At 71.4% G+C, this 5,070-nt stretch carries 5 protein-coding genes; all 5 read left to right on the top strand.

The features are described from left to right. Positions 1-404: redoxin domain-containing protein (locus tag AIIKEEIJ_RS12555; RefSeq protein WP_161995776.1), on the top strand; the 404-nt coding region annotated here is incomplete at its 5' end. Positions 405-422: 18 nt separating this feature from the next. Further along, positions 423-1,283, top strand: coding sequence for a cytochrome c biogenesis CcdA family protein (locus tag AIIKEEIJ_RS12550; protein WP_006935923.1), 861 nt, complete (start codon positions 423-425; stop codon positions 1,281-1,283). Next, positions 1,280-2,962: a cytochrome c biogenesis protein ResB gene (gene resB, locus AIIKEEIJ_RS12545; RefSeq protein WP_006935921.1), complete on the top strand. Its 1,683-nt coding sequence runs from the start codon at positions 1,280-1,282 to the stop codon at positions 2,960-2,962. The genes AIIKEEIJ_RS12550 and resB overlap by 4 nt, the downstream gene beginning before the upstream one ends. Beyond that, a complete protein-coding gene (gene ccsB / locus AIIKEEIJ_RS12540) occupies positions 2,959-3,942 on the top strand; it encodes a c-type cytochrome biogenesis protein CcsB (RefSeq protein ID WP_029545125.1) in 984 nt (327 codons plus the stop codon). Before resB ends, ccsB begins: the two co-directional genes overlap by 4 nt. A gap of 56 nt (positions 3,943-3,998) precedes the next feature. Further along, on the top strand, positions 3,999-5,070 hold a 1,072-nt coding region (locus tag AIIKEEIJ_RS12535; protein WP_338020943.1), incomplete at its 3' end, for a MinD/ParA family ATP-binding protein.

Below are 5,070 nucleotides of genomic sequence, written 5' to 3'. Positions count from 1 at the left end.
GGCAGACCCTCTCGCTCGACGACTACGCCGGCCAGGTGGTGGTGCTCAACGTGTGGGGCCAGTGGTGCGCCCCGTGCCGCAGCGAGGCCGACGACCTCGAGCAGGTCTACGAGGCCACCAAGGATCAGGGCGTGCAGTTCCTCGGCATCAACGTCCGCGACAACCAGCGCGACAAGGCCCAGGATTTCGTCGTCGACAACCGGGTGGGCTACCCGTCGATCTACGACCCGTCGATGCGCTCGCTGCTCGCCCTGGGGGCGAACTACCCGACCTCGGTCGTACCGACCACGGTCGTCCTCGACCGTGACCACCGCGTCGCCGCCGTGTTCCTGACCGAACTGCTCGCGAGCGATCTGCAGCCGGTCGTCGAGCGCGTGGCCGCGGAAAGTCCGTCCGAGCAGTGACATGGGTGGTGCAGTGGCATGGGTGGTGCAGTGGTGAGCAGTGATCCGCTGGTGAGCGAGGCCGTCCTCGCCGCGGGCATCGGGGACACCTTCCAGTCGGTCGCCTCGTCCGGCCCGCTGCTGCTGGCCCTCGGGGCGTGCCTGCTGGCCGGACTCGTGTCCTTCGCATCGCCCTGCGTGGTGCCGCTCGTGCCCGGTTACCTGTCCTATCTGGCCGGTGTCGTGGGTGCCGAGGCCCCCGCGGTGACCGCCGCCGAGGCGCGCGGGCGCACCACCACCGTCCGCGACGACGGGCGCCTGCGCGTCGCCGGGGCCGCCGCGCTGTTCGTCGCCGGATTCACGGTCGTGTTCGTCCTCGCCACCGCGTCGGTGTTCGGCGCGATCTCCGTGCTCTCCGTCAACCGCGAGGTGCTGATGCGGATCGGCGGGGTGGTCACCATCGTGATGGGCCTGGTGTTCGTCGGGCTGATCCCGGCGTTGCAGCGCGACACCCGCCCCGAACCCCGGCGCATCTCCGGACTGGCAGGCGCGCCGCTGCTCGGCGGCGTCTTCGCCCTCGGGTGGACGCCGTGCCTCGGTCCCACGCTCGCCGGGGTGATCTCCCTGGCCGCGGGGACCGAGGGCACCACCGCCGCGCGGGGCGTCGCGTTGATCGTGGCGTACTGCCTCGGCCTCGGGCTGCCCTTCGTCGTTCTCGCGCTGGGCTCGGCGCGGGCCCTGCGCGGGGTGGGCTGGCTGCGTGCCCACGCCCGCACCGTCCAACTCGTCGGCGGCTTCATGCTCGTGGCCGTCGGAATCGCCCTCGTCACCGGCGCCTGGGACGTGTTCGTCTCCTGGATCCGGGACGCCTTTATTTCCGAGGTCACGATGCCAATATGACGGCCACCGACACCCCCACCGCCCCACCGTCGCCGACCCCGCCGCCGCGGCAGGGCCCGGCCGGTCGCACCGCGGCGTTCGTCCGCAACACCTGGCGCGGCCTGACGTCGATGCGCACCGCGCTGGTGCTGCTGTTCCTGCTCGCGCTGGCCGCGATCCCCGGCGCGCTGCTGCCGCAGCGCAGCCTCAACTCCGGCAAGGTCGACGAGTACATCGCCGCGCGCCCGACCCTCGGGCCGCTCCTGGACCGGCTCGAGTTGTTCGACGTGTTCGGCAGCTTCTGGTTCACCGCGATCTACGTGCTGCTGTTCGTCTCCCTGATCGGCTGCATCCTGCCGCGCTGCACGGAGTACTACCGGGCGCTGCGCACCCGGCCCGTGCCGGCGCCGCGCAACCTGTCGCGGCTGCCGCACCACCTCGAGACCACGGTCGACGCCTCGCCCGAGGAGGTGCTCGCCCGGGTGCGCGGTCAGCTGCGGGGCTGGCGCATCGCCGAGCGCGGCGTGGAGACGACCGCGGGGCGCGGCGCGCGCGACGGCGAGCTCACGCTCTCCGCGGAGAAGGGGTACCTGCGCGAGGCCGGCAACCTGCTGTTCCACCTCGCGCTGGTGGGTCTGCTCGCCGCGGTCGCGGTGGGCAAGCTGTTCGGCTACGAGGGCCAGCGCATCCTGGTCGCCAACGGTGAGGAGTTCTGCACGAGCTCGCCGGCGGCGTTCGACTCGTTCCGCGCGGGCAACACCCTCGACGGCACGGGCCTGACTCCGATGTGCATCCGCGTGAAGGACTTCTCCGCGGACTATCTCGACAACGGGCAGGCCGAGATGTTCACCTCGAACATCGACTACCAGGCGGGGGCCGACCTGGCGACGAACACCTGGCGCGACGCGCAGCTGCGGGTCAACCACCCGCTGCGGGTCGGTAGCGACCGCGTCTACCTGCAGGGCCACGGCTTCGCGCCGTCCTTCACGGTGACGTGGCCCGACGGCGAGACCCGCACCGAGACGCTGCAGTGGCGGCCCGACGACGCGACCACCTTCCTCAGCAGCGGCGCGATGCGGTTCGACCCGCCGGGCGGGATGTACCCGGATCCCGACGAGCGGCGGCGCAACCAGATCGCGATAGAGGGCCTGTTCGCGCCCACCGCGGTGTTCCACGGCAACCTGTTGTCCTCCGGTTACCCGGCGCTGACCGATCCCGCCGTCGCGATCGACATCTACAAGGGCGACACGGGTCTCGACACCGGCACCCCGCAGTCGCTGTTCTCCCTCAACGGTGAGCTGATCAACCAGGGCCGGCTGGTCAAGCAGGACCGGGTGAACCTGTTCGCGGGGGAGAGCGTGACGCTCCCCGACGGGACACAGATCCGCTTCGACGGCGCGACCGATTTCGTGAACCTGCAGGTCTCGCACGACCCGGCGCAGACCTGGGTGCTGGTTTCGGCGATCACGATGATGGTGGGGCTACTGGTGTCGTTGCTGATCAAGCGCCGCCGGATCTGGGTGCGGGCCTACCCGGCCGGTACAGTGGCCGACGGGGAACGACGTACCGTAGTAGAACTCGGTGGTCTCGCCCGGACCGACCAGGCCGGATGGGGTGACGAGTTCGAGCGTCTGACCGGCCGATTGCTCGGCGACGACACGACCGCACGTGCGAAGGCAGCACAGGAGAAGAAGGCATGACCCTCAACGAGACCCTCGCGCAGTACAGCGACTGGGCATTCGAATCGGCGTTCGCGGTGCTGGTGCTCGCGCTGGTGTTGCTGATCGCCGAGTACGCCTCGCACCGGGCCGATCTCGTCGCCGAGCGCGAGCGCACGCTCGTCGCCGTCGGCGCGGCCGGCGAGCCGCCGTCGGCGCCGGACGGTCCGGGCCGGGTGGAGGAGCCGCGGGGCCGGACGCTGTCCGAGCGTCTCGGCAACATGGGGCGCGCGCTCGTCGTCGTGGTGGCCGCCCTGCAGGTCACGTCGATCGTGCTGCGCGGGCTGTCCACCGAGCGCTTCCCGCTCGGCAACATGTACGAGTTCGTGTCGATGGCGTGCGCCGCGGCGGTGCTGTTCGGCCTGGTGGTGCTGCGCCGGCCGGCCTACCGGATCATGTGGGTCTACCTTCTCGTGCCGGTGCTGATCCTGATGTTCCTCGCGGCGACCGTGCTGTACGCCGACGCCGCGCCCGTCGTGCCCGCCCTGCAGTCGTTCTGGCTGCCCATCCATGTGACCATCATCAGCGTCGGCAGCGGCATCTTCCTGGTCTCCGGCGTCGCCAGCCTGCTGTTCCTGCTGCGCATCCGGTTCCCGAAGGGCGAGGAGGGTCGCGGCGTGTTCGGCCGGATCGCCGAGCGCCTGCCGGACGCGCAGACCCTGGACCGTCTCGCGTACCGCACCACCATCATCGGGTTCCCGCTGTTCGGTGCCGGCATCATCCTCGGCGCGATCTGGGCCGAGGCCGCCTGGGGCCGGTTCTGGGGCTGGGATCCCAAGGAGACCGTCTCGTTCATCACCTGGGTGATGTACGCGGCGTACCTGCACGCCCGCGCGACGTCGGGCTGGCGCAACACGCGCGCGGCCTGGATCAACGTCGCCGGCTTCGTCGCCATGCTGTTCAACCTCTTCATCATCAACATGGTCGTCTCCGGTCTGCACTCGTACGCCGGCCTGACCTGATCTGTTATCGTCCGCGTCGGCCGGGCCGTGGGGGACCGGGGACGGGGGACGACGTGGTGCCGGAGGACGGCGAGCGGACGGGGACGGCGCAGCCGTCGGCGCGGGATCTGGACGCATCGCTTCTCGTGAGCCGGGTGCAGCCGGCGCCCGCGCGGGGGTGGCGCCGGGCCGTGTACCGCGGCACCGGCGGGCGCATCGATCCCGGCGACAGCCGGCGGGGCCGGCAGCGCCGCGAACTGGTCGAGCAGGTGCGCGGACCGCTGCACGGCTGCTACCGGATCGCGCTGCTGAGCCTGAAGGGTGGGGTCGGCAAGACCACCACCACGGTCACGCTCGGGTCGACGTTCGCGTCGTTGCGGGGCGACCGGGTGGTTGCGGTGGACGCCAACCCCGACCGGGGGACACTGAGCCAGAAGGTCGCCGACCGAGCGTCCGGCACGGTGCGCACGCTGCTGCGCGACGAGGCGCACATCCACCGTTACGGCGACGTCCGGGCCCACACCTCACAGAACCGGCATCGCCTCGAGGTGCTGGCCTCGGACAGCGACCCGGCCGTCTCGGAGGCGTTCAGCGCGCGGGACTACGAGCGGGCACTGGCACTCCTCGAACGGTTCCACAACATCGTGCTCACCGACTGCGGCACGGGACTGATGCACTCGGCGATGCGCGCGATTCTCGAGAACGCGGACACGCTGGTGGTCGTCAGCTCCGGATCGGTGGACGGCGCACGGAGCGCCTCGGCGACGCTGGACTGGCTCGACGCCCACGGTTACCGGGACCTGGTGGCCCGCTCGGTGGCGGTGGTCAACGCCGTGCGGCCCCGGTCCGGCAAGGTGGACGTGGAGCGGCTGGTCGAGCACTTCGCGCGGCGCTGCCGCGCCGTCCACGTGCTGCCGTTCGATCCGCACCTCGAGGAGGGTGCGGAGGTGGACCTGGCCCGGCTGCAGCCACGCACCCGGCGAGCCCTGCTGGAACTCGCGGCGGGGGTCGCCGCGGACTTCCCGCGTCGCGGTCACCGGGGCGAGCGCAGCGACGGGACAGGTCACCGGGGCGAGCGCAGCGACGGGACAGGTCACCGGGGCGAGCGCAGCGACGGGACAGGTCACCGGGGCGAGCGCAGCGACGGGA

It is taken from the genome of Rhodococcus sp. YH1 (assembly GCF_009939605.1).
Lineage (GTDB): Bacteria > Actinomycetota > Actinomycetes > Mycobacteriales > Mycobacteriaceae > Rhodococcus > Rhodococcus aetherivorans.
The sequence above is the reverse complement of the archived record's forward strand: the minus strand, read 5'-3'. Positions and strand labels throughout refer to the sequence as shown.

What these genes read in the sequence shown, in the direction of transcription:
- ccsB (WP_029545125.1), top strand. Translation starts at nt 2,959, where the DNA reads ATGACCCTCAACGAGACCCTCGCGCAGTACAGCGACTGGGCATTCGAA.
- AIIKEEIJ_RS12550 (WP_006935923.1), top strand. Translation starts at nt 423, where the DNA reads ATGGGTGGTGCAGTGGTGAGCAGTGATCCGCTGGTGAGCGAGGCCGTC.
- resB (WP_006935921.1), top strand. Translation starts at nt 1,280, where the DNA reads ATGACGGCCACCGACACCCCCACCGCCCCACCGTCGCCGACCCCGCCG.